This is a genomic window from Mergibacter septicus, assembly GCF_003265225.1.
GTDB lineage: Bacteria > Pseudomonadota > Gammaproteobacteria > Enterobacterales > Pasteurellaceae > Mergibacter > Mergibacter septicus.
This window is the reverse complement of record NZ_CP022013.1, coordinates 1,133,079-1,154,823: the sequence shown is the minus strand read 5'-3', so window position 1 is coordinate 1,154,823 and position 21,745 is coordinate 1,133,079. Positions and strand designations below refer to the sequence as shown.

General features: G+C 37.3%; 17 protein-coding genes. 9 read left to right on the top strand and 8 right to left on the bottom strand.

The genetic code is table 11. The features are described 5' to 3' along the window. Positions 1 to 28 precede the first annotated feature (28 nt). The 5 genes from artM to CEP47_RS05440 form a co-directional block, all read right to left on the bottom strand. On the bottom strand, positions 29 to 712 hold the full coding sequence (gene artM, locus CEP47_RS05460) for an arginine ABC transporter permease ArtM (RefSeq protein WP_261920580.1): 684 nt from the start codon (positions 710 to 712) through the stop codon (positions 29 to 31). Next, positions 712 to 1,383, bottom strand: a complete 672-nt coding sequence (artQ, locus tag CEP47_RS05455; RefSeq protein ID WP_261920581.1) for an arginine ABC transporter permease ArtQ — start codon at positions 1,381 to 1,383, stop codon at positions 712 to 714. The genes artM and artQ overlap by 1 nt, the downstream gene beginning before the upstream one ends. After that, positions 1,383 to 2,105: an arginine ABC transporter substrate-binding protein gene (locus tag CEP47_RS05450; RefSeq protein ID WP_261920582.1), complete on the bottom strand. Its 723-nt coding sequence runs from the start codon at positions 2,103 to 2,105 to the stop codon at positions 1,383 to 1,385. Before CEP47_RS05450 ends, artQ begins: the two co-directional genes overlap by 1 nt. 30 nt (positions 2,106 to 2,135) lie before the next feature. After that, positions 2,136 to 2,864, bottom strand: a complete 729-nt coding sequence (gene artP / locus CEP47_RS05445; protein ID WP_261920583.1) for an arginine ABC transporter ATP-binding protein ArtP — start codon at positions 2,862 to 2,864, stop codon at positions 2,136 to 2,138. A gap of 196 nt (positions 2,865 to 3,060) precedes the next feature. Further along, complete coding sequence (locus CEP47_RS05440) at positions 3,061 to 3,900, bottom strand: formate/nitrite transporter family protein (protein WP_261920584.1); 840 nt, start codon at positions 3,898 to 3,900, stop codon at positions 3,061 to 3,063. 221 nt (positions 3,901 to 4,121) lie between these two features. On the opposite strand from CEP47_RS05440, the gene prfB reads away from it, so the two are divergent. From prfB to CEP47_RS05425, 3 genes are all read left to right on the top strand, one after another. Next, a protein-coding gene (prfB, locus tag CEP47_RS05435; protein WP_261920585.1) for a peptide chain release factor 2 occupies positions 4,122 to 5,220 on the top strand; the annotation gives its coding sequence in 2 pieces (ribosomal slippage) (positions 4,122 to 4,196 and positions 4,198 to 5,220; 1,098 coding nt in all). 26 nt (positions 5,221 to 5,246) lie between these two features. Further along, complete coding sequence (gene lysS, locus CEP47_RS05430) at positions 5,247 to 6,755, top strand: lysine--tRNA ligase (RefSeq protein WP_261920586.1); 1,509 nt, start codon at positions 5,247 to 5,249, stop codon at positions 6,753 to 6,755. Positions 6,756 to 6,854: 99 nt separating this feature from the next. Beyond that, complete coding sequence (locus CEP47_RS05425) at positions 6,855 to 7,307, top strand: VOC family protein (protein WP_261920587.1); 453 nt, start codon at positions 6,855 to 6,857, stop codon at positions 7,305 to 7,307. A gap of 134 nt (positions 7,308 to 7,441) precedes the next feature. Here CEP47_RS05425 and ubiD read toward each other — a convergent pair whose 3' ends face one another. Together ubiD and hinT are read right to left on the bottom strand one after the other, a co-directional pair. Next, positions 7,442 to 8,914 (bottom strand): 4-hydroxy-3-polyprenylbenzoate decarboxylase, encoded by a 1,473-nt coding sequence (ubiD, locus tag CEP47_RS05420; RefSeq protein WP_261920588.1) that lies wholly within the window; start codon positions 8,912 to 8,914, stop codon positions 7,442 to 7,444. Positions 8,915 to 8,954: 40 nt separating this feature from the next. Further along, positions 8,955 to 9,302 (bottom strand): purine nucleoside phosphoramidase, encoded by a 348-nt coding sequence (gene hinT, locus CEP47_RS05415; RefSeq protein ID WP_261920589.1) that lies wholly within the window; start codon positions 9,300 to 9,302, stop codon positions 8,955 to 8,957. A gap of 278 nt (positions 9,303 to 9,580) precedes the next feature. Between hinT and focA the strand changes: the two genes are divergently transcribed. From focA to CEP47_RS05400, 3 genes are all read left to right on the top strand, one after another. Then, entirely contained in the window at positions 9,581 to 10,435 is an 855-nt protein-coding gene (focA, locus tag CEP47_RS05410; RefSeq protein ID WP_261920590.1) for a formate transporter FocA, read from the top strand. 37 nt (positions 10,436 to 10,472) lie between these two features. Further along, positions 10,473 to 12,755 carry a formate C-acetyltransferase gene (gene pflB / locus CEP47_RS05405; protein ID WP_261920591.1) on the top strand — a complete coding sequence of 761 codons (2,283 nt, stop codon included), beginning with the start codon at positions 10,473 to 10,475 and terminating at the stop codon, positions 12,753 to 12,755. 192 nt (positions 12,756 to 12,947) lie between these two features. After that, the gene (locus CEP47_RS05400; RefSeq protein ID WP_261920592.1) at positions 12,948 to 14,309 is read left to right on the top strand and encodes an L-cystine transporter; all 1,362 of its coding nucleotides are present in this window, start codon (positions 12,948 to 12,950) and stop codon (positions 14,307 to 14,309) included. 71 nt (positions 14,310 to 14,380) lie between these two features. Here the strand turns inward: CEP47_RS05400 and mfd are convergent, their stop codons facing one another. Continuing rightward, the gene (gene mfd / locus CEP47_RS05395) at positions 14,381 to 17,836 is read right to left on the bottom strand and encodes a transcription-repair coupling factor (RefSeq protein ID WP_265482609.1); all 3,456 of its coding nucleotides are present in this window, start codon (positions 17,834 to 17,836) and stop codon (positions 14,381 to 14,383) included. Positions 17,837 to 18,001: 165 nt separating this feature from the next. Here mfd and CEP47_RS05390 point away from each other — a divergent pair, with 165 nt between their 5' ends. The 3 genes from CEP47_RS05390 to rnb all read left to right on the top strand — a co-directional run bounded on the left by CEP47_RS05390 (position 18,002) and on the right by rnb (position 21,716). Next, positions 18,002 to 18,778 (top strand): Nif3-like dinuclear metal center hexameric protein, encoded by a 777-nt coding sequence (locus CEP47_RS05390; RefSeq protein WP_261920593.1) that lies wholly within the window; start codon positions 18,002 to 18,004, stop codon positions 18,776 to 18,778. An 86-nt stretch (positions 18,779 to 18,864) separates the two neighbouring features. Then, complete coding sequence (fabI, locus tag CEP47_RS05385; RefSeq protein WP_261920594.1) at positions 18,865 to 19,653, top strand: enoyl-ACP reductase FabI; 789 nt, start codon at positions 18,865 to 18,867, stop codon at positions 19,651 to 19,653. 77 nt (positions 19,654 to 19,730) lie between these two features. Continuing rightward, complete coding sequence (gene rnb / locus CEP47_RS05380) at positions 19,731 to 21,716, top strand: exoribonuclease II (protein WP_265482608.1); 1,986 nt, start codon at positions 19,731 to 19,733, stop codon at positions 21,714 to 21,716. Positions 21,717 to 21,745: the final 29 nt, after the last annotated feature.

The following is a 21,745-nucleotide window of genomic DNA, read 5'->3' as shown; positions in this document are numbered from 1 at the left end:
TTTTTGGTTGATGGGATTAAATGTTTAATTAGCTGGTTGGAAGATCCGTGCGTTCAAAACGTAGTACACGTTTTTCTAATTTGCGTAAGAAATAAGTCGCAATACCAGTAATGATTAGGTAGATAGCCCCAGCAATGCCGTAAATAGTGATCGCATCATATTCAGTACCATATAGTTGGCGAGCATAGCCCATAATATCCATAATCGTAATGGTTGAGGCGAGCGAAGTACCTTTAAATACAAGGATTATCTCGTTGGTATATGAAGGTAAAGCTCGTTTTAATGCATAAGGCATTAATATTTTTAATGTTTGCCAGCGACTTAAACCTAATGCAGCACAACTTTCCCATTGTCCTTTTGAGATGGCTTTTACTGCACCATGAAAAAGTTGAGTAGAGTATGCCGCACTATTTAAAGCTAAAGCAAGTACGGCACAAAACCACGCATTTGAGAGCAAATACCATAAAGGACTATCCACCACGCTTTGGAATTGTCCCGGTCCATAATAGATGAGGAATATTTGTACTAATAGTGGTGTACCAGTAAAGATAACTAAATATAGATTGATAATCCGTTTAACCCAGATTCCCCCCGCAGAGAGAAGGAGAGTTAGGATTAAGGCTAAAATAAAAGCAATCACTAAGGCAAAAAAAGTAAGTAACAGACTGGTTGGAATGCCTTGAGCAATAATTGTCAAATAATCATAGAACATTAATTAGCCCCCCGTTCAAATCGAGTGAAATAGCGTTCTAACTTACGGATACCTACTTGGCTAAGTAATGTAATGAAAAGATAGAATAAGGCAGCAACACTAAACCAAGTGAAAGGTTGGTGGCTATTGGAATTAATTAATTCTGCTTGGCGGATTAAGTCATCAACGCCGATAAGTGAAACTAAAGCCGTATCTTTAAGCAAAACTAACCATTGGTTGCTTAATCCGGGTAAAGCGTGTCGCCACACTTGAGGCATAATTATACGGATAAAGGTTTGTGGGTAGCTAAGCCCTAATGCCGCTCCCGATTCCCATTGACCTTTGGGAATGGCTTGAATTGCCCCACGCAATGATTGAGAGGCATAAGCCGCAAAAATAATGGCTAAAGATATTGCACCACACCAAAATGCACTAAACTCAATATACTCATCGGTGATAAGAAATAACAGTTGAGTCGAGCCAAAATAGATTAAAAAGACAACTAAAATTTCAGGTAAACCACGCAATAGTGTAACAGCAACACTGGTACATTGACGAATCCAACGATTTTTACCTGTTTCTAAGACTACTAGGATTACTGCTAAGATTAATCCGATACCTAAAGCACAAACTGCCAACACTATGGTCATTAGTGCGGCAGATAACATTAAATTAAGAAAATCTGTAAACATTACTGACCTGACATCCATTTATCATAGATCGCTTGGTATTGCCCATCTGCTTTGATTTCAGCTAATGCTTTATTGAATTTTTCGACCAATTCTTGGTTTTTCTTATTAACCGCAATGCCTAAACCATTACCAAAGTAAGCAGGATCCATCACTTTTTCACCGACAAAGCGAACACTTGGATCATTTTTAATCCAATCGGCTAAAACGGCAGTATCACCAAAGATGATATCAACACGCCCATTTTTTAAGTCTAAAATAGCATTTTGTAAACTAGCATAAGGTTTGGCTGAATATTGTTTTGCTTTGGCGGTAATGTATTGTTGGAAGGTTGAACCATTTTGTACCCCGATATTTTTTGCATTTTCAAGGGTTACACCTTCTTTAGCTGCAACAAAACTTGCAGAACTATCGTAATAAGGATTACTAAAGGTAACTTGTTTTGCACGTGCCGGTGTAATATCAATCGCTGAAATTGCTGCATCGTAACGTTTTGTTTTTAAACCTTGAATTAAACTATCAAAAGGTTGATTTTTAAATTCACATTTTGCCTCAAGTTTGGCACAAATCGCATTAGCAATATCAATATCAAAACCAACGAGTTGACCTTTTTCATCGGTATTTTCAAATGGTGGATAGGTTGGCTCAGTGGCAAACGTGATCGTTTGTGCATTAGCATTTACAGCCAAAAGAGCAAATAAAGTAGCGAATAGTAATTTTTTCATTATATTCTCCTTGCGGTGAAATTTAAGATATTAGTGTGATAAATAGTGTTTTAATTGATCTGTTTTCGGCTGAGTAAAACACTCTGTTCCACCCATTTCAATAATTCGTCCTTGTTCCATATACACCACTTTAGTGGCAACTTTTTTTGCGACAGCAACTTCGTGAGTAACTATCACTTGGGTAATTCCTGTTTGTTGTAACTCTTGAATAATTGCAACAACTTGAGCGGTGATTTCTGGATCGAGAGCGGCGGTTGGTTCATCGAATAACAAAACTTGTGGTTGCATCATTAATGCTCTTGCAATCGCAACACGTTGTTGTTGCCCACCTGATAAATGTAATGGAAAACGTTCAGCAAATTGAGCTAAACGTAAGCGTTGTAATAAACTGGTTGCACGTTGTTTTGCTTCGTTTTCATTTAGTTTTAATACTTTCAGTGGTGCCTCAATCAGATTTTGCATGACGGTTAAATGCGGCCAAAGATTATATTGTTGAAAGACCATACCAACATCTTGACGTAATTTCTGGATTTGTTTTGGATCTTTGTTTTTGGCTAAATCAAAATGGTTGTTAGCAATGGTTAATTGCCCTGATTGTGGAATTTCTAATAAATTTAAAGTTCTAATTAAAGTACTTTTACCTGCACCACTTGGACCGAGTAAGACTACAGTATCCCCTTCTTGAGCGGTTAAGTTAATATCAAATAAGACTTGTGTATTACCGTAAAAAAAGTTTACGTTTTGAATTGAAATTGTCATTGTTTCTCTACTTATGTTTTTTTATTCTGAAAATTAGGCAGTGCTTAACTTAAAGTATTTCAATCGTTAAAGTGAAAATATATTAATGTTTGTTGCATAATTATGCAAATAATTATTGATTTTATGCTGGTATAATCAACAAAAGCCTGATCAAGGATCAGGCTTTTAATCAAAAAGAGTTAAAGATTAATTGTTTTTATTTTCGACTTCCAATTTCAATTTCTTGGTTGACTTGCCCATATATCATCATTGTAAAGACAACTGTACCACCGACAATATTTCCAAAAGCGGTTGGTAGTAAAAAGGTGATGAAGTAATCATAGAGATCAGCTTGTCCTTGGAAGACGAGATACGCAATTTCCGCTGAACCTACGACAACATGAGCAAAATCACCTAATGCAATCAAATAGATAAAGAAGAAAATCATAATAAATTTGCCACTATTAACCGATGGCATCATCCATACCACTGAAGCAATTAAAATACCAGCAGGAATACCTTTAAGAATATTACTAATCGCATCTTGATGTGCAACGTGTAGTGCAATGTTGTGCATAGCTTCGACAAATTCAGGATTAAATGCCTGATCATTTTGTAAAAAGAGTGCGGCTAAAGCGGTACCAACTAAATTTGAGGCAAAAACAATGCTCCATAAACGAGCGACAGCAATAATTTTTTTCCAAGTTAATGGATTAAACAGAGGAACAACAGTTGTAATCGTATTTTCGGTAAATAACTGCATACGCCCAAGAATAACCAGTAAGAAACCAACGGTATATCCCATATTGGTAATTAATGGTGCCCAAGGTTGGTTAGGTGCATAAGCAGTAAAGATTGCTTTAAACACAAAGGAGAACGTTACGACTAGCCCTGCAGTAATACCAGAAAAAATTAAGGCTTTTGTTGGGCGAGTTAATTCTTCAATCCCATCTTGACGGATAATTTCATACAGAAGACGAGGACTTAGACGTTCGTGTTCTTCAATTGCCATTCTATCCCGATACGATAAGGTTGAGGTATCTAATTCTGATTTCATGCACGTTCCTTAGATTAAAAGTTAAGTTACGACTTAAATTTAAATAATTTGTCTCTTTAACAATTGATATTGGCTATCAAAAGGGAAGATATTTTAGTCTATTTTTCAAAAATGGTAAATTTTTTGTCCCTTACTGCACATTTTTGCTCGGCTAAAAACTATCATAATTTGATTAAATCTTTTATAATTCAAGGCTTATTTTTAATTAAAATTGTTAAATTATGTTTGAAATTAATCCAGTAAAAAACCGAATTTATGATGTAAAACAACGTACTGCCGTTATTCGGGGGTATCTTTGACTTTGATCACAAAGTCGAACGTTTAGAAGAAGTGAATGCCGAACTAGAACAACCTGATGTTTGGAATCAACCAGAAAAAGCACAGATGTTAGGAAAAGAACGTTCTAGTTTAGAAGCGGTAGTGGCAACGATCCAAGGATTAGAACAAGGATGTGAAGATGTTGAAGGGTTGCTTGAATTAGCAGTAGAAGCAGAAGACCAAGCCACTTTTGATGAAACTATTGCTGAATTAACCCAATTAGAACAACAACTTGCACAACTTGAATTTCGCCGTATGTTTAGTGGACAGCATGACAGTGCGGATTGTTATGTTGATTTACAAGCAGGATCTGGTGGTACAGAGGCACAAGATTGGACAGAAATGTTGCTGCGTATGTATTTACGTTGGGCTGAAAGTAAAGGCTTTAAGACCGAATTAATGGAAGCATCAGATGGTGATGTTGCAGGAATAAAATCCGCTACTATTAAAATTAGTGGTGAGTATGCGTTTGGGTGGTTACGTACAGAAACAGGTATTCATCGTTTAGTGCGTAAAAGTCCATTTGACTCCAATAATCGCCGTCATACCTCTTTTAGTGCGGTATTTGTTTACCCAGAGATTGATGATGATATTGATATCGACATTAATCCTGCTGATTTACGCATTGATGTTTATCGAGCTTCAGGAGCAGGGGGACAGCACGTCAACCGAACAGAAAGTGCGGTGCGAATTACGCATATCCCATCAGGAATAGTAGTGCAGTGTCAAAATGATCGTTCACAACATAAGAATAAAGATCAATGTATGAAACAACTTAAAGCTAAGTTGTATGAAATGGAATTACAGAAAAAGAATGCCGAAAAACAAGCAATGGAAGATAGCAAATCTGATATTGGTTGGGGCAGTCAGATTCGTTCTTATGTCTTAGATGATGCTCGGATCAAAGATTTACGCACTGGCGTAGAAAATCGTAACACGCAAGCAGTGTTAGATGGGGATTTAGATAAATTTATTGAAGCTAGCTTAAAAGCAGGGCTATAAGGATTAATTTTTTAAAGGTAAATAAAATGACAGAACAAACTCAAGAACTTGATCTTAACGGTGAAATGTTAGCTCGCCGTGAGAAATTAGCGATCTTACGCCAACAAGGTAACGCTTTTCCAAATACTTTTCGCCGTCAAAATCTAGCTGGCGACCTACAAACTCAATATAGCGAAACTGAAGGCGAAAGTTTAAAAGCCGAAGAAATTGAGGTGAGTGTTGCAGGACGGATTATGACTCGCCGCAAAATGGGAAAAGCTAGTTTTATCACCCTACAAGATATGAGTGGTAGAATTCAACTTTATGTTGCACGAGATCTTTTACCCGAAGGTGTCTATCAAGAATTAATGGCAATGCTTGATCTTGGGGATATCGTTGGTGCAAAAGGAACATTATTTAAAACCAAAACCAATGAATTAACGATCCGTTGTTCTGCGATTGAATTATTAACGAAAGCGTTACGTCCTTTACCAGATAAATTCCACGGTTTAGCCGATCAAGAAACCCGCTACCGTCAACGTTATCTTGACTTAATCAGTAATGAACATTCTCGCCGTACCTTTATTATCCGCTCGAAAGTGATTGCAGGTATTCGTGAATACTTTATCAACAAAGGCTTTATGGAAGTTGAAACACCAATGTTACAAGTGATCCCGGGTGGTGCTTCTGCTCGTCCATTTATCACACATCACAACGCCTTAGATATTGATATGTATTTACGGATTGCACCAGAGTTATATCTAAAACGGCTCGTAGTAGGTGGTTTTGAACGAGTGTTTGAATTAAACCGTAACTTCCGTAATGAAGGGGTATCAATCCGCCATAATCCAGAATTTACTATGCTTGAATACTACCAAGCCTATGCCGATTATCACGATTTAATGGATAACACCGAAGAATTATTACGCAAATTAGCCCTAGATATTTTAGGTACAACTATCGTCCCTTACGGTGATTATCAATTTGACTTTGGCAAGCCTTTTGAACGTATCACAATGCACGATGCGATCTTAAAATATGGTGCGGAACAAGGCATTGTTAAAGACGATCTATATGATTTTGAACGTGCAAAAAATGTAGCTGAAAAACTTGGTATTGATGTCCAAAAATCTTGGGGCTTAGGTAGTTTAGTCAACGCTATCTTTGAAGAAGTGGCAGAACACCACCTCATTCAACCAACCTTCTTAATGGCTCACCCAGCAGAAATCTCACCATTAGCTCGCCGTAACGACCAAAATCCAGAAGTTACAGATCGCTTTGAATTATTTATTGGTGGACGTGAAATTGGTAACGGCTTCTCAGAGTTAAACGATGCAGAAGATCAAAATGCACGTTTTGATGCACAAGTCCAAGCAAAAGAAGCGGGTGATGATGAAGCGATGTTTAAAGATGAAGACTTTGTTGTCGCATTAGAACACGGCTTACCACCAACGGCAGGGGAAGGTTTAGGAATTGACCGCTTAGCAATGTTATTTGCAAATGCAGAGTCAATCCGTGATGTTATCTTATTCCCAGCAATGAAACATAAAGGATAAGAGCTAAAAATAGCGACTTAGGTCGCTATTTTTTTACTTGATCTTTTCTTTATTTAATAAATTAAACCATAGCAAATTTTAATTAATTAGGAAGAAACAATGTTAAAGAAAGTGTTACATATCGGTTTAACCGTTTCTAATCTTGAAAAATCAATTATCTTTTATCGTGATATTTTAGGCTTAAAATATTTGGGACAAATGGTAATGGAAGGGAAAGAAACCGATAAATTATTTAATTTAACAAATTGCAAAGCCCATATTGCTTATTTAAATGGTAGTGATGAAATTAACTGCCCACCGATTGAATTACTACAACTTGAAGGTGTTGAAGTGATCAAAAATAAAAACGATCTCAATCATATTTCAATTTCAGAAGTCTGTTTTGAAGTCAGTGATATTGATGCCGAATATCAACGCCTTTCACAATTAGGCGTAGAATTCCTATCAGAACCACAATATTTTGATTTTAGTCATTATGGTTGTGGTAAATGTAAAGCCGTCTATTTCAAAGACCCTGATGGTATTACTTTGGAGTTGATTGAAAATTTGTAAGGAATTACACTTTATTTTGCTAATCGGTTCTATTTATAGAAAACGAAATTTGATTGTTCGATTAGAAAGGCTTAATTAAATTCTAATAATTGAAGAAAGAGATAATTTTTTAATTATCTCTTTTTGCTTAAACCTTAATTTTCCTCAATCCCCAAACTCTCCCAAATTTGGTTGATGCGTTCGACGACTTTTGGATCTTTTTTGATTGGGGTTCCCCATTCTCGTTGGGTTTCGCCTTGCCATTTGTTGGTGGCATCAATGCCCATTTTTGAACCTAAGCCTGCAACAGGGGAGGCGAAGTCAAGGTAGTCGATTGGGGTGTTTTCAACGAGGGTGAGATCTCGAGCAGGATCACAACGGGTGGTAATTGCCCAGATGACGTCTTTCCAGTCTCGTGCATTAACATCATCATCACACACGATCACAAATTTGGTGTACATAAATTGACGGAGGAATGACCAAACGCCCATCATTACTCGTTTAGCATGCCCTGCATATTGTTTTTTGATGGTTACCACCGCAAGGCGATAGGAACAACCTTCAGGTGGTAGATAAAAGTCAACAATTTCAGGGAATTGTTTTTGCAAGATTGGGATAAAGACTTCATTTAAGGCTTCACCAAGTACCGCAGGTTCATCGGGTGGGCGACCTGTATAGGTTGAATGATAAATCGGATCTGGTCGCATTGTGATGTGGGTAACGGTAAAGACAGGGAAGTATTCTTGTTCGTTGTAGTAACCAGTATGATCGCCATAAGGACCTTCAAGGGCGGTTTCGTCTGGATCGATATAACCTTCTAAAACGATTTCAGCACTGGCTGGGACGTCCAGATCGTTACTAATTGATTTGACGACTTCGGTTTTATTGCCACGTAATAAACCAGCAAAGGCGTATTCAGAGAGGGTATCAGGTACTGGAGTTACAGCACTTAGGATTGTAGCTGGATCAGCCCCAAGAGCGACCGAAACAGGGAATTTTTCACCCGGGTGAGCGTTTTTCCACTCTTGAAAATCTAATGCACCACCACGGTGTGAAAGCCAACGCATAATCAGTTTATTTTTACCCAGTAATTGTTGACGATAAATACCGAGATTTTGGCGTTTTTTATGCGGTCCTTTGGTAATGGTTAGTCCCCAAGTGATAAGCGGTGCGACATCTTCAGCCCAACATTGCATAATTGGCAGTTGGTAGAGATCGATTTCCTCCCCAGTTAGGACAATTTTTTGACAATCAGCTTTCCCTAACACCTTAGTTGGCATATTTAATACCTGTTTAAATTGAGGTAATGAATTGATCAAGTCTTTAAAGCCTCGAGGTGGTTCAGGTTCTTTGAGAAAGGCGAGTAATTTGCCTAATTCACGCAGGGCGGAAACGTCTTCTTGTCCCATTCCTAAAGCCACACGTTTTGGTGTACCAAAGAGGTTGCATAAAACAGGAATAGAGTAGCCTTTTGGATTTTCAAATAATAGTGCTGGACCACCCTGCCGTAAAGTTCGGTCAGCAATCTCAGTCATTTCTAAATAAGGGTCGATTTCTTGGGTAATCCGCTTTAACTCGCCTTTTTGTTCTAATAAAGTAATAAAATCTCTTAAATTTTTATATTTCATATTTGTTGAATCTATTTTTACTGTGCTGGTGAAAAGGGACTTAGTCTTTTTTCAACATAGCACCAAGCGGTTTACCACCAACTAAGTGCATATGTAGATGGTAAACTTCTTGCCTACCGTGTTTATTGCAGTTAACAATTAAACGGTAACCATCTTCAGCAATGCCTTCTTGTTCTGCTAATTTAGCTGCCACCGTAAATAGACGCCCTAACGCAACTTCATCTTGGGTGGTAACATCGTTGACAGTTGGAATCACTTTATTAGGAATAATTAAGATATGAGTTGGAGCTTGTGGTGAAATATCACGAAAAGCTGTGACTAATTCATCTTGATAAACAATATTGGCTGGAATTTCTTGACGGATAATTTTGCTAAAAATAGTTGACATAATTTTTCCTTATTAATGATTGATGAAATAAGTTAATTGCCTGATACCCATTGTACTGTAAAACCTATTTGCTTTAACATAAAATCTTGTATTTAACTGAATAAAGTTATTTATTCTTAAGGTTTGATCTAGATCAATAACTTTCTAAACAGATGGTGAGAAACCGTAAAATGACTGTTTATTTCTATATAGACTTTTTATAATTAGTAAATCTGTTGAAAAAATAAAATTTATTTGAAGTTGTGAAGCTTCAATTATCACCTTGTCAGGTAAAAAATATGGCTACCACTCAAGATCAAACTACACTTATCGCATTAACGCCTGCGGAGATGGCGACAATAGCAGAAAATTCAGCTGTTTATAAAGCGAATAAACGTCCTTTCCTTTCGTTTGCATCGGCAATTTCAGCGGGGGCTTGTATAGCTTTAGCTTTCATTTTTTATACCACTACACAAACAGGCAGTGCAGGCGTGGCTTGGGGATTGAGTAAATTAGTTGGTGGTTTAGTCTTTTCATTAGGCGTTATAATGGTTGTGTTGTTTGGGACGGAGTTATTTACCTCATCGACTATGACTATTACTGCTCGTGTGGCAGGTCGGATTACGACTTGGCAGATGTTACGCAATTGGATTGTGGTCTATTTAGGCAATTTTGTTGGTAGTTTAGTGATGGTTGCCATTATTTGGTTTAGTGGACAACTAATGGCAGATCATAGTCAGTGGGGCTTAACGATTTTAAAAACGGCTCAACATAAAATCCACCATACTTGGTTTGAAGCTTTTAATCTTGGAATTTTATGTAATGTAATGGTGTGTATTGCAGTGTGGTTATCTTATGCTGGACGTACGGTAACAGACAAAGCCTTTATTATGATTTTGCCTATCGCACTTTTTGTGTCTTCAGGTTTTGAACACTGTGTTGCAAATATGTTTATGCTTCCGTTAGGTATTTTAACTGCTCAATATAGTCCCCCTGAATTTTGGCAGCAGCTTGGGATCGATCCAGCACTATACGCAGATTTAGATCTATACCATTTTATTGTGAAGAACTTAATTCCTGTAACCTTAGGGAACATAGTGGGTGGTGCAGTATTTGTCGCATTATTTCATCGTTATTTAGCAAAAGCACATTAAAGTTTTCATTTTCATTTTACTTATGAGGAAATAAACAATGACTCAATTAACAGAACAACAACAAAATGCTTGGGCTGGCTTTAAAGCGGGCGATTGGCAGCAAAATGTCAATGTACGTGATTTTATTCAATTAAACTATACACCGTATGAAGGTGATGAATTGTTCTTAGCAGGTGCAACACCAGCAACGAATAAACTTTGGGATAAAGTGATGGAGGGAATCAAAGAGGAAAATCGTACACACGAACCACTTGATTTTGATACAGACTTACCTTCAACTATCACTTCTCACCCAGCGGGTTATATCGAAAAAGAATTAGAACAAATCGTTGGTTTACAAACTGATGCACCATTAAAACGTGCAATTATTCCATTTGGTGGTATCAAAATGGTGGAAGGTTCTTGTAAAGTTTATGGACGAGAACTTGATCCACAAGTCAAAAAAATCTTCACTGAATACCGTAAAACCCATAACCAAGGGGTGTTTGATGTTTATACTCCAGATATTTTACGTTGCCGTAAATCAGGGGTTTTAACTGGCTTACCAGATGCTTATGGACGTGGTCGTATTATTGGGGATTATCGCCGTGTTGCATTATATGGTATTGATTTCCTTATGGCAGATAAGGTTAATCAATTTAATTCGTTACAAGCGAGATTAGAAAGTGGCGAAGATCTTGAAATGACCATTCAGTTGCGTGAAGAAATTGCTGAGCAACACAAAGCGTTAGATCAAATTAAACAAATGGCAGCAACTTATGGCTATGATATTTCTGGCCCAGCAACTAATGCGAAAGAAGCGGTACAGTGGACCTATTTCGGCTATCTTGCAGCGGTTAAATCCCAAAATGGGGCAGCAATGTCATTTGGACGTGTTTCGTCATTCTTAGATATTTATATCGAACGTGATTTAGCGGCTGGTAAAATTACTGAAGAAGAAGCACAAGAATTAATTGACCATTTGGTAATGAAATTACGTATGGTACGTTTCTTACGTACACCAGAATACGATCAATTATTCTCAGGCGATCCTATTTGGGCAACAGAATCTTTAGGTGGTATGGGCTTAGATGGACGTACTTTAGTTACCAAAAATACGTTCCGTTTCTTAAATACTTTATACACAATGGGTCCATCACCAGAACCTAATATGACGATTTTATGGTCTGAAAAATTACCAGAAACCTTTAAACGTTATTGTGCCAAAGTATCAATTGATACTTCATCTGTTCAATATGAAAACGATGACTTAATGCGTCCAGATTTCAACAGTGATGACTATGCGATAGCTTGTTGTGTAAGCCCAATGGTTGTTGGTAAACAAATGCAATTCTTTGGTGCACGTGCAAACTTAGCGAAAACAATGCTTTATGCTATCAACGGTGGTGTTGATGAAAAATTAAAAATGCAAGTTGGTCCAAAAACTGAACCAATTAAAACGGAATATCTTGATTACGATGATGTTATGACTCGTATGGATAGCTTTATGGATTGGTTAGCGAAACAATATGTTACCGCTTTAAATATCATTCACTATATGCACGATAAATATAGCTATGAAGCATCATTGATGGCATTACACGATCGTGATGTTTATCGTACAATGGCGTGTGGTATTGCTGGACTTTCAGTTGCCGCAGACTCACTTTCAGCGATTAAATATGCGAAAGTGAAACCAGTACGTGATGAAGATGGCATTGCAATTGATTTTGAAATTGAAGGTGAATATCCACAATTTGGTAATAATGATAGCCGTGTTGATGATATTGCTTGCGATCTGGTTGAACGTTTTATGAAGAAAATTCAAAAACTTAAAACTTATCGTAATGCTGTGCCTACTCAATCTGTGCTAACTATCACTTCAAACGTTGTATATGGTAAGAAAACAGGTAATACCCCAGATGGGCGTCGTGCTGGTGCTCCATTTGGACCGGGGGCAAACCCAATGCACGGACGTGATCAAAAAGGTGCAGTAGCTTCTTTAACCTCAGTGGCAAAATTACCATTTGCATACGCTAAAGATGGTATCTCTTATACCTTCTCAATTGTACCAAATGCGTTAGGTAAAGATTATGAAGCACAAAAACGTAATCTTGCAGGCTTAATGGACGGTTATTTCCATCACGAAGCAACCATTGAAGGTGGTCAACATCTTAATGTGAATGTGATGAATCGTGAAATGTTATTAGATGCAATGGAAAATCCAGAAAAATACCCACAATTAACAATCCGTGTTTCTGGTTATGCTGTGCGTTTTAATTCATTAACCAAAGAGCAACAACAAGACGTTATTACTCGTACTTTCACTCAAACTATGTAAATTTTTAATTTATATACCATTTAAAAGACTGTTCTTAGAGCAGTCTTTTTTGTTTTAACTTATTGATTTTTTTATTAAAAATATATCGTTATGATTTTTGGTTCTAGTTTATATTTTTATGTTATTGGTTTAGAAGCGTAAATTTTTTATGCTATCAACCATTTATCATATTTTGAAAATATAGGGGGATTTATGTCGGTTTTATTTATTCTCGTTTTATTTACCGCTTTATTAGGTGCTGTATATTTGGTGCAGCAAAGGCAGGCATCATTATCAAAAACAGTATTTATAGCTTTGGTCTTAGGTTTAATCTTTGGATCGGTTCTACAATATTTTTATGCAGAAAATACGGCTGATTTAAAGCAGATATTAAGTTGGGTAAATATTGTTGGTGGCGGTTATGTTAGATTGTTACAAATGATAGTCATGCCATTAGTTTTAGTCTCTATTCTATCGGCGGTGAGTAAGTTATATGATGTTACTGCTTTAGGTAAGATCAGTTTTAGTATTCTATTTGTGTTACTTTTTACCACGGCGATTTCCGCACTTATTGGTATTTTATTTAGTGCTTTATTTCATCTGAATGCAGAGGGTTTGATTGCAGGAGCAAGAGAATTAGCTGCTCAGGAACGTGTTTTAGGGCATGTTGATCGAGTGATGAATTCAACAATTCCTGAAATGCTTTTATCTTTCATTCCTCGTAATCCGTTTGCGGAATTAACGGGAGCAAACCCTACTTCTATTATTAGTGTTGTGATTTTCTCAGCATTATTAGGTATGGCAACCTTAAAAGTATATCAAAATGATAAACATACTGGTGAACGCTTATTATCGGGGATTGAAAGTTTAAATAAATTAATTATGAGTTTGGTACGTATTGTTATTTCATTAACACCTTATGGTATTTTAGCGTTAATGACTAATATGGCTGCCAAATCAACATTATCGGATATTCTAAATTTATTTAGTTTTATTTTGGCTTCTTACTTAGCCATTGCAACAATGTTTGTGATTCACGGTCTATTATTGGTTGTAAATGGTATTAATCCGCTGACTTATTATAAAAAAGTCTTACCAACATTATTATTTGCGTTTACTTCACGTTCTAGTGCCGCTTCCATTCCTTTAAATATTGAAACCCAAACTAATAAATTGGGAAATGCGTCAACAATCGCTAATTTTTCAGCTTCTTTCGGTGCAACTATTGGGCAAAATGGCTGTGCAGGTATCTACCCAGCGATGTTAGCAGTGATGATTGCGCCAACAATTGGTATTGATCCTTTTACCGTTGATTTTATTCTCTCTCTAGTGGTGATTATTACCATTTCCTCTTTTGGGATTGCTGGTGTTGGTGGTGGTGCAACCTTTGCTGCGATTGTCGTTTTATCAACGATGGGATTACCTCTCGCATTAGTTGGGTTGTTAATTTCAATTGAACCAATTATTGATATGGCTAGAACAGCGTTGAATGTAAATGGCTCGATTACTGCTGGCACTCTCAGTAGTAAGTGGTTAGGGCAACATAATCAACAGATTTTTAAACAGATGGATTAATTATAATTTTGTATCTAAAAAAATGGGCAGAGTGATGAAAACTTTGCCCATTTTCTTAGTAAACGCTGAGATTATTCAGAAAGTTGTTGCAGTAATTGTGTAATAAAATCTAATCGAGCTTGATAACTTTCGAATTGTTGGTTGAAGCGGAATTTCAGTGGTCCATCAAAGCGGTAGGTTTGTGGATCGGTTTGAATCAGTTGTAAGAATTTAACTGGATCAATATCAGCATTCGGACTAAATTCGATAAAGCCACCGTTAGCATTTGCTTCAATTTTTTGGATCCGTAATGGTTTAATTTTTAAGCGTAATTTTGCAATTTGCAGAAGATTTTTAACAGGTACAGGCAAATTGCCAAAGCGGTCGATTAATTCGACTTTAATCGCATCTAAAGCGTTTAAATCTTCTGCACCAGCAATCCGTTTATAGAATGATAAACGGAGGTTAACATCACCGAGATAGTCTTCTGGTAGTAATGCTGGGATACGCAGATCAATGTCAACTTGGTTTTGCATCAGTTCATCAAGCGATGGTTCTTTTCCTGCTTTTAATGCTGCCATTGCATTTTCTAATAGTTCCATATATAGAGAAAAGCCGATACTTTCTATTTGTCCACTTTGTTCGGAACCGAGTAATTCCCCAGCACCACGAATTTCTAGGTCGTGAGTGGCAAGAACAAAACCTGCACCAAGATTATCAAGACTGCCTAATGCTTCTAAGCGTTTTTGGGCATCTTTACTCATTAATTTTGGTGGTGGGGTGAGTAAATAGGCATAGGCTTGATGATGGGAACGTCCAACACGTCCTCGTAATTGATGGAGTTGAGCTAAACCAAAGCGGTCGGCACGTTCAATAATAATTGTGTTAGCACTAGGTATATCAATACCTGTTTCAATAATAGTTGTGCAGACTAAAAGGTTGTAACGTTGGTGATAAAAATCACTCATAACACGTTCTAACTCCCGTTCTCGCATTTGACCGTGTCCAATGATAATGCGTGCTTCAGGGACTAATTCAGCTAATTTTTCAGCACAGTTTTCAATCGTGGCAACATCATTATGTAAATAATATACTTGTCCACCACGTAAAATTTCACGCAAAATAGCTTCTCGAATAGTGAGATCATCACCTTGACGTACAAAAGTTTTGATGCTTAAACGGCGAGCTGGTGGGGTAGCGATAATTGACAGATCTCGAATACCATTCATCGCCATATTTAAGGTGCGAGGAATTGGTGTTGCGGTTAAGGTCAGAATATCAATATCTGCTCTTAATTGTTTGATTTTTTCTTTTTGGCGAACGCCGAAACGATGTTCTTCATCAATGATTAAGAGTCCAAGATCGTGGAATTTCACCTCACTTTGGATAAGTTTGTGCGTGCCAATCAGAATATCAATTTTGCCTTCAACAACTTGCTGTAAGATGTTTTTTTGTTCCTTAGTGGTTTTAAAGCGTGATAGCATTTCAACATTAATCGGCAAGTTAGCAAAACGATCTTTAAAGTTATCGTAATGTTGTTGAGCCAATAAGGTGGTAGGCACAAGTACGGCGACTTGTTTATGATTCATTACCGCAAGAAATGCCGCACGCATAGCGACTTCTGTTTTCCCAAAACCCACATCACCGCAGACTAAGCGATCCATTGGGCGAGTTTGACACATATCACTGATGACGGCATTAATCGCCATTTGTTGGTCAAAGGTTTCTTCAAAAGGGAAGGTGGCACAAAATTGACGAAATTCTTCTTTATCATATTGAAATGCGAAACCTGCTCTCGCTTCACGCCGTGCATAAACGTCAAGTAATTCAGCGGCAACATCACGGATTTTTTCAGCGGCTTTTTGTCGTGTTTTTGCCCAGCTATCACTACCTAGTTTGTGAATAGGGGCGGATTCTTCGTTTCCACCTACATAACGGCTAATTAAATGTAATGCAGTAACAGGTACATACAGTTTTGCCTGATCAGCATATTCTAACACTAAATATTCAGCGAGCATTCCGCCTGTTTCTAGGGTAGTGAGACCATTATACCGTCCTACACCGTGATCTAAATGAACAACGGGTTGTCCTATTTTTAGTTCAGCAAGATTGCGAATTAAAGCATCGGGGTTGATCTGTTTTTCTTGGTGTTGACGTTGGCGTTGTTGAATACGTTCACCGAGCAGATCACTTTCACAAATAATAGCGATGGTTGGGTGATATTGATTTGCTTCAAGAATAAAACCGTGTTCTAAACTACCGATCATCAGATTAAAATCTTGCTGTTCGGTCTGAATAAGTTGCTTGATTTCTTTTGGTTTTATTTTTAATGGTGCGAGGAGATCAAGCAAGGTTTCTCGCCGTCCTTGAGTTTCTACCGAAAAAATAAATTTTGTTATGTCAGCTTGATTTTCAATAAATTGGCGTAATTGCTGTAATGGCTCTTTATGTTGAGCTTGAATTGTCAATGGGGGTAACGCTTGCACGGCAAGGTTACTTTGTTTGGCACTATTGCTTAATGTTTCCCGAGTAAGTTTTAGCCGTGGATATGCTTTTAAGTGGTGATTAATCTGTTCTTCTTTTAGCCATAATTCATTCGGAGGTAATAGCGGACGCATTGGATCCACTTTACGGCTATGATAGCGTTGTTCAGCATCTTGATAAAAACGGATAGCAGCATTGTTGATATTATCATAGGTCAAAAACAACATTTCAGGTGGTAAATAACCAAATAAAGTCGCCATTTTTTCAAAAAATAGTGGCTGCCAGTATTCAATTCCCGCAGAAAGCGTCCCTTTGCTAACTTGTTGATAGATATGTTCGGGATCACGGCGAATTTCTCCAAAGTATTCACGAAAGCGAGTGCGGAAAAATTCAATACTTTTCTCATCTGTTGGAAATTCGTGAGCTGGTAGTAGTTCAATATGTGTTATTTCATGCGTTGTTCTTTGGCTATCAACATCAAATAGGCGGATAGTATCAATTTCATCATCAAAAAAATCTAACCGATAAGGTTGTTGGCTACCCATTGGAAAAAGATCAAGTAATGCCCCTCGCATTGCAAACTCGCCATGTTCTAATACTTGTTCCACTGCACGATAACCTGCTTTTTCCAACTGGAGACGAAAACGTTCAAGTTGATAGCGATCCCCTTTTTGAATTAATAAGACATTTTGTTGGAGAAATTCAGGTGGACAAAGACGTTGCATTAAGGTTGAAACGGGTAGAATAAGTACTCCATTTTTCCTATTTTGTAAGTAAAATAAAGCACTTAGTCGAGATGAAATAATGTCTTGATGGGGTGAAAAACTATCATAAGGTAAGGTTTCCCAGTCAGGAAAAACTTGTGCTTGAAGGTTAAATTGGAATAAGTTTTGTTGTAAACGGCGTGCGGTACGAGTATCTGCAGTAACAACAACGATTAAGCCTTGATAGCGTTTAGCACTTTCAACAATCACTAAGGTATCACTGTCTGCAATTACATTCCCTAGTACTTTATGATCGTTTGCCTTGGTTGGTAGCGGAAAATTAAAAAAACTGTTCATCATTATTTAAGTGTATAGGATCCTAGCCAATAAAATCATAAAACGCCTTAGTTTAACCAGAACTAGCAAATAGGTCTAATTTTTTACTTTGGCGGGGTAGTTTTTATTTTGTTAAAGGCGGTTTGTGCTACACTAGCAAAGATTTTTGAACATCGATAGGATAAGTGAATGTTAAATATAGAATTAGAACGCATCATTAACCAAAAATTAGATGCAACTAATATTAGTGATTATGCCCCTAATGGTTTACAGGTTGAAGGACGACCACAAGTTAAGAAAATTATTACTGGTGTTACTGCATCTCAAGCATTGATTGATTATGCAGTGGCTCAACAAGCAGATGCACTTTTAGTCCATCACGGCTATTTTTGGAAAAGTGAAAATCCTTGTATTCTAGGTATGAAAGGGCGGAGAATAAAAACCCTATTACAAAATGATCTTAATCTTTTTGCTTACCACTTACCTTTAGATATCCACCCCTCTTTAGGAAATAATGCACAATTAGCTGAATTATTAGGTATTAAAGAATTACAACCGTTAGAAAGTGGTAAGTACTCCATTCCGATGAAAGGAAAATTGGTCGAACCAGTTAATGCAAAGACTTTTGCAGCATTAATTTCCGCTAAATTAGGGCGAGCTTGTTTACATTGTCCTCCGTTTTCAGCTAGTGGTATTGAAGAGACTGAGGGCTTAATTCAACATATTGGAATTTGCACTGGTGGTGGACAAGGATACATTGATCTAGCTGCAAGTCAGGGATGTGATGCCTTTATTAGCGGTGAGGTATCAGAACAAACTGTTCATTCAGCTCGAGAACAAGGCATACATTTTTTTGCAGCAGGACATCACGCTACCGAACGTTATGGTGTCAAAGTATTAGGCGAGTGGTTAGCCGCAGAATATGGCTTTGATGTTGAGTTTAAAGATATTGATAATCCAGCTTAAGTTGTCGCTTAGCTAAATTCTGGTATAATTCGCCACATTTATTTATTGCTATCATATTGAGATAGCACTGACAAAAGGAAAATAATATGGGTTTTTTAACTAACAAGCGTATTTTAATTGCAGGTGTAGCGAGTAATCGTTCAATTGCTTATGGTGTTGCTCAAGCAATGCGTCGTGAGGGGGCTGAATTAGCCTTTACTTATCAAAATGATAAACTAAAAAGTAGAGTAGAAGAATTTGCCAAAGAATTAGGTTCATCAATTGTTATTCCTTGTGATGTAGGAACAGATGAAAGTATTGAACAATGTTTTGCAGAATTAAATAAACATTGGGATAACTTTGATGGTTTTGTTCACGCTATTGCTTTTGCACCGGGGGATCAACTAGATGGTGATTATGTTAATGCGGTTAATCGTGAAGGTTTCCGTATTGCTCACGATATTAGTGCATATAGCTTTGTTGCAATGGCAAAAGCGGCTCGTCCTCATTTAAACCCGGGTGCTGCATTAGTTACACTTTCTTACTTAGGGGCTGAACGTGCAATTCCTAATTATAATGTGATGGGCTTAGCGAAAGCTTCATTAGAAGCAAATACACGTTATATGGCGGCAGCAATGGGGAAAGAGGGCGTGCGAGTTAATGCAATTTCAGCAGGTCCAATTCGTACTTTAGCCGCTTCAGGTATTAAAAACTTTAAGAAAATGCTTAGCCATTTTGAAGGGACTGCCCCATTACGTCGCACCGTTACTATCGAAGATGTAGGTAATACTGCCGCCTTTTTATGTTCAGATTTAGCAGCTGGTATCACAGGTGAAGTGCTACATGTTGATGCAGGTTTTAGTATTACTGCGATGAGTGAATTAGATTTAGCTTAATTTCTTTTTCACTAAATAGGGCGTAGTAATAACTACGCCCTTTCTCTATAACTATCAATTTAGCGAACCATACACTAATGTTTCAAAATAATCCTTTATTAAGTCAGTTAAAACAACAAATTCGTGATAATAAACCAAAAGTTGAAGGCACGGTAAAAAGCACAGATAAAGCTTATGGCTTTTTAGAATGTGATAAAAAAAGTTATTTTCTTCCTCCACCAGCGATGAAAAAAGTGATGCACGGCGATAAAATTTGTGCATTAATTGAAACGGTGGACGGTAAAGAGCAGGCAGAACCAGAGAGTTTATTGGAGCCGTTTTTAACCCGTTTTATTGCTCGAGTTCATTTTAATAAAGATAATAAACTACAACTTTTTGTCGATCATCCCAATATTAAACAGCCTATTTCTGCTAGTGTATCAAAACAATGCGAACAAAAATTATCTGATGGAGATTGGGTTGTTGCAACTTTAAAAAATCATCCTTTACGAGATCAACGTTTCTTTAGTGCAAAAGTAGAGCAATTAATCTGTCGAGCTGATGATCAATTTGCACCTTGGTGGGTAACGTTAGCACGCCATCAACAACCAAGAGAACCAGTTATAGGACTAGACGACTATCCTTTTGATCAGAGCGTGGAACGTCAAGACCTGACGCATTTACATTTTGTTACCATTGATTCAGTATCTACTCAGGATATGGATGATGCACTCTATATTGAACCGATTTATACGGTAGAACAGCAACAAAGAGGGTGGCAATTATGGGTAGCGATTGCGGATCCAACTGCTTATATTCCAGAAGATAGCCAAATTGAACGTGATGCGAGACAACGTTGTTTTACCAACTATCTGCCAGGCTTTAATATTCCAATGTTGCCACGAGAATTATCGGATCAACTCTGTTCCCTGATGCCACAGCAAAAACGTCCAGCGGTAGTGTGTCAATTAATAGTGAATTTAGAGGGGGCTTTAGTTAATGAACCTAGTTTTCAACTAGCTTGGATTGAATCAAAAGCAAAATTAGCTTATGACGATGTATCGGATTTTATTGAGCAAATAACAGGAAGATGGCAACCAGTAGATGAGGATACTCGACAACAAATTAAAGCATTGCATCAATTTACCCTCGCACGGATTGATTGGCGTACTAAACACGCACTGATATTTAAAGATCGTCCTGATTATAGTTTTATTTTGGCTGAAAATGGTGAGGTTAAAGAGATTCGAGCAGAATATCGCCGCATTGCAAACCGTATTGTTGAAGAATGTATGATTGTCGCTAATATTTGTGCAGCACAATTCTTAGCCAAAAATGCAGGTTGTGGTATTTTCAACACCCACAGTGGGTTTGATAAAAAATTCTTAGCAAATGCACAACAATTTTTATTAGATAACTTAGCCGATCAGTCAAATACGGCACAATTAGCGGAACGTTATGCTTTAGATAAGCTCACAACATTAGCAGGTTACTGCCAAATGCAACGTGATCTGGAAGGGGAGCAACAACATTACTTAGAATTGAGATTACGCCGTTATCTCTCTTTTGCTGAATTTAAAACGGAATTAGCACCGCATTTCGGTTTAGGTTTAGAAGGATATGCGACTTGGACATCACCCATTCGTAAATATAGCGATATGGTTAATCACCGTTTAATTAAAGCCGTATTACACCAGCAACCTTGCCAACCACCTGAAGCTAGTATTCTGGCACGTTTACAAGAAGCACGTAAACAAAATCGTTTAGTTGAACGAGATATTGCCGACTGGCTATATGCAATTTATCTTGCACCTAAAGTTGAACAAAATCTTGAATATCAGGCTGAGATTGTTGATATCTCACGTGGTGGATTAAGAGTAGTTTTAAATGACAATGGTGCCACTGTTTTTATTCCTTTGCCAACTTTACATTCAAATAAAGAAGAAATAGCGGTAAATAGTGATCAATTAGCTTTATATATTAAAGGCGAAAGAAAATATCAACTTGGTCAAACGGTTAAATTAAAATTAACCACAGTCAAATTAGAAACAAGAAGTATTGTGGGAGAATTAATTGAAGGGTAATTCGGTTATACGCCATTATTTTCTCAATA